Annotated in this window: 3 protein-coding genes and 2 tRNA genes; 2 read left to right on the top strand and 3 right to left on the bottom strand. The window is 56.5% G+C overall.

The window, feature by feature from the left end:
• Positions 1-29: 29 nt before the first annotated feature.
• Positions 30-1268 carry a peptidase T gene (pepT, locus tag K8W16_RS04545; RefSeq protein ID WP_304121508.1) on the bottom strand — a complete coding sequence of 413 codons (1239 nt, stop codon included), beginning with the start codon at positions 1266-1268 and terminating at the stop codon, positions 30-32.
• A gap of 24 nt (positions 1269-1292) precedes the next feature.
• Positions 1293-2849, bottom strand: a complete 1557-nt coding sequence (locus tag K8W16_RS04540) for an AbgT family transporter (RefSeq protein WP_304121507.1) — start codon at positions 2847-2849, stop codon at positions 1293-1295.
• 341 nt (positions 2850-3190) lie between these two features.
• Here K8W16_RS04540 and K8W16_RS04535 point away from each other — a divergent pair.
• Both K8W16_RS04535 and K8W16_RS04530 read left to right on the top strand, forming a co-directional pair.
• Positions 3191-3266, top strand: a tRNA-Thr gene (locus tag K8W16_RS04535).
• A 24-nt stretch (positions 3267-3290) separates the two neighbouring features.
• A tRNA-Pro gene (locus K8W16_RS04530) sits at positions 3291-3367 on the top strand.
• Positions 3368-3838: 471 nt separating this feature from the next.
• Here the strand turns inward: K8W16_RS04530 and K8W16_RS04525 are convergent.
• The coding region (locus K8W16_RS04525; RefSeq protein WP_304121505.1) for a hypothetical protein at positions 3839-4025 on the bottom strand (187 nt) is incomplete at its 5' end.

Here is a 4025-nt window from a genome sequence, read left to right as displayed (position 1 = left end):
GCGCCTCGTGCGAAAGGCCCTGAAAAAGGTTACTTTTTCTTCGCGGCAAGTTCCAGAATCTTGAACGTCATGTCCAGAGACCTGCACAGCGAGGGAATGGGCAGAAATTCCGCATTGGAGTGGAAATTCAGTCCTCCGGTAAAATAGTTGGGAGTCACGAGTCCCTTTGCGGAAAGCACGGAACCGTCGGTTCCGCCGCGCATGGCAATGGTCTTCGGCTCAATGCCGATATCGTGCGCGGCTTCATACATGAGTTCGATGGGGGCCCTGTCTTCCCCCAGGGAATCGTTGATGTTGCCGTACACATCCGTGATCGTTACTTTGATGCCGGCCCTCTTGTGACGGACACGCATGAAATCCACGACATCCAGCACATATTTCTTGCGTGCTTCATAGCTTTCCTTGTCAAAGTCGCGGATATTCATGCGCAGTATGCAGCGGCTGTCGTTGGCTTCCGCACCGGTGAACCACCAGTAGCCTTCCTTGCCGTCGGTGTGTTCCGGAGTCTGCTTGCGGTCGAAACAGGAAATGATATCCGCCGCTACAAGAAGAGGATTGACCAGAACTCCCTTGGCGGACATGGGGTGTGCCGTCACGCCCTGAATCTCGAAAAGCACGCTGCCGGCGTTGAAGGTCTCATATACGAGTTCGCCTACGGCGCAGCAGTCGATGGTATAGGCGAAGTCCACCTTGAACTTCTCAAGATCCATGAGCTTGGATCCGCAAAGGCCGATTTCCTCGTCGGGCACGAAGGCCACACGGATATCACCATGCGGCAGGGCTTCGGAAGTCATGACATGCAGCATGGTCATCACATTGGCAATGGCCGCCTTGTTGTCTGCGCCGAGCACGCTGGTGCCGTCGGTGAACACAATGTCCTGCCCCGCATAGGCGGCAAGCTCCGGGTGTTCGGAAAGACGCAGCCAGATATCTTTTTCCACATTCAGGCAGACGTCTCCGCCTTCATAGCGGAGCACCTGAGGATGCACTTCGGGGGAAAGGGAAACGGGTACCGTATCCAGATGCGCCACAAAACCGATGGACGGAACGCCGGGCACGTTGCCGGGCAGATACGCCGTGAGGATAGCATGTTCATTCAGCTCAATATCCTCAAGGCCCATGGCGCGCAGCTCTCCCTCCAGAAGGCGGGCCAGTTCGCGCTGTCCTTCGCTGCTGGGCACCACCCCCGCCGAAGCGTCGCTTTCGGAAGAAACGGCCACATAGCGAAGAAAGCGCTCCGTCAGCTCCCGGGCATATTCATGTTCCATAATTCAAACTTCCTTCAAAAAAGGTTATCTCACAGGAGGATACACATAACCGCTGTCGAAGCCGAGCGGAATGCCGATCATCCAATAGGCATACAGGACAAAGGTGAGCACCACGAGAAGCGCCAGAGTGTAGGGCAGCATCATGGAGCAGAGCGTACCCACGCCCGTGGCCTTGGCGTACTTCTGGCAGTACATGATAAGCAGGGGATAGAAGGGGAAAAGGGGCGTGGAGACGTTCACGGCGGAGTCGCTCACGCGGAAGGCCGCCTGGGTCAGTTCCGGAGAAATGCCCAGCATCATGAGCATGGGCACAAAAATGGTGGACAAAATAGCCCACTTGGACGTGGCGGACGTGATGAGTATGTTCAGCATGCCGGTAAGCAGGATGATGCCGAACAGCGTGCAGCCGGAAGGCAGGCCCATGTTCTTCAGAAATTCCGCGCCCGCAATAGCCAGCAGCGTGCCGATGTTGGACTTGCCGAACACATAGAGGAACTGTGCGGCGAAGAAGGCGAACACGATGAAGGAGAGCAGCATGGTGAGCACATGTTCCATGGACTTGATGACGTCCGTGCTGCTTTTAAAACTTCTGGAGGCATAGCCGTACACAAGGCCGGGCACAGCAAAGAACATAAACAGAAGCGGCACAATGGCCTGCATGGCGGGAGCCTGAGGGCTGGTCAGGCTGCCGTCGGGAGCACGGAACAGGGAATTTTCCGGAACGCAGAGCGCGAAGAAGAGAAAGATGAAGGCCGCCCATGCCAGGCACGCCTTGCGGAATGCGCTGTTCTCTTCCGCACTGATGGGATTGAGCTGAAGGTCGGGGTCGTTTTCCAGCCCGCTGTCCAGCGGCATGGTCATGCGCAGGCGGGGTTCCACAATTCTGTCGGTGACATACCAACAAGCGGCAATAACGAAGAAGGTGCCGCCCAGAGCGTAGAAATAGTTGCAGAGCACGTTGACGGCATAGGTAGGGTCGATGGTCTGAGCCGCAGCCTGCGTGAAACTCTGCATGACAGGGTCTATGATGGAGGGCGTATAGCTGGCCGTGAAGCCGCCGGCAAGCCCGGCGAAAGAGCAGGCAATGCCCGCCAGAGGATGGCGTCCGCAGGAATAGAAAATCAGGGCGGAAACAGGCATGAGCACCACATAGGCAGAGTCGGACACGATGTGGCAGAGAATGGAAACGACAATGACTGCCGGGGTGAGGATCTTTCGGGGAATGATGCTGAGCAGCTTTTTCAGCAGCACATGGATAAAGCCGCTCCCCTCTGCAATGCCTATGCCCATGGTGGCCACGATGGTCATGCCGAGCGGAGGGAAGTTCATGAAGTTCCTCACGGAGGAAACAACAAGGTCCAGCAGGTTCGTCGGGCTCAGCATGTTGAGCACCCGGATGGTCTCGCCCGTGCTCGGATGTTTATAATTAAAAGAAATAAAAGAAAGAAGGAAGGAAAGGATCATAGCTATCACCAGTGCGTAAATGAAGAGCATGGTGATGTGGGGCAGTTTATTGCCTGCCGCTTCTACGGCGTTCAAAAAACGGTTCATGGCCCCTGTGGGCTGTTCTGTTTTAGACATATATACTCCTTGGGCAATGGATTCCGGCATAAATCCGCCTTCATGCCGATCATTATAGAAGTGCCAACGCACTCTTTTGCCCATTTTCACGCCGGGAAGCAAGCAGTTCGCCCCCAAAAAATCAAAAAAGCCCGCAATCCGGACGCTTCTCCCTTATGCCGCACAAGCGTTTTCCCGAAGAGCATCCACGAGGCGCCCTTCATCCCCTGCCCTGATCGCCTTCAGAAAAAACATGCTCCACGGAACCGGAAAAACCGTTTTCCGCGCCGAAAAAAAGAGGGGGAAAAGCTTGACAGCCACCCCCTATCCTGATAATTACACACTTCGCCGAGAGACGAAATGCTCATGTAGCTCAGTTGGTAGAGCGCATCCTTGGTAAGGATGAGGTCAACAGTTCAATTCTGTTCATGAGCTCCATTTCCTTTCTGTCGGTGCCAGAGTCGGGATGTAGCGCAGTCTGGGAGCGCACTTGAATGGGGTTCAAGGGGTCGCTAGTTCAAATCTAGTCATCCCGACCAGAAATTTCCGGGAGCAACGGCAAACGCTGTTGCTCCCTTTTCTGTTTCCAAGGCTCTGCGTTTTCTTCCTTCAACCGGAGCGCAGCTCAGACCTGCCCCTCCCCCGCAGGCATGCCGCCGGACTTGAAGCGCTCTTCCCGGAACAGCCCCGCTCCACGCAGTCCCGCACGGGCGGCGCGCCCTTCCCTGCGCGGCAGGACAGAGAGCGGCCCCTTTCCCCTCCCTCTCCCGGCCCGCGGGAAAGACCGCTCACGGCGAAAAAACGCGACGCCTTCTTCACAACCTTCACGGCCCCCTCCCCTTCCGGCACGGCTCTCCGGGAAGAAGGCGATGGCGCTTTTCGACGGCCCCGCCCGGAATGACGGAAAAGGCGACTTTTCCTCCTTTTCTGCAATCCTGACCTTGCTCCGGGGAGCGCTTACCCGCGCGGAACTGAGGACGGCGAAGAGCGCTTCCCCAAAGCAACTGGTTTCAGCAGCCGGAGGGCTTTTCCTGAAGGCCCAGCAGAAAAGCGGGTACGTCATGGGTCAGACTGCGGATTTTTTTGCGGGAACAGCCCGCCTTTTCCAGCTCCGTCATGAACTGACGCATACCGTCGCAGGGGTGCGGGCACTGGGGCTGCCCCATGTCCGTATCAATGAACTGATGCGAGGGATCA

Origin of the sequence: Mailhella massiliensis, assembly GCF_020741395.1 — a bacterium.
Taxonomy (GTDB): Bacteria; Desulfobacterota; Desulfovibrionia; order Desulfovibrionales; family Desulfovibrionaceae; genus Mailhella; species Mailhella massiliensis_A.
The sequence above is the reverse complement of the archived record's forward strand: the minus strand, read 5'-3'. Positions and strand labels throughout refer to the sequence as shown.

What these genes read in the sequence shown, in the direction of transcription:
- K8W16_RS04540 (WP_304121507.1), bottom strand. Translation starts at nt 2,849, where the DNA reads ATGTCTAAAACAGAACAGCCCACAGGGGCCATGAACCGTTTTTTGAAC.
- pepT (WP_304121508.1), bottom strand. Translation starts at nt 1,268, where the DNA reads ATGGAACATGAATATGCCCGGGAGCTGACGGAGCGCTTTCTTCGCTAT.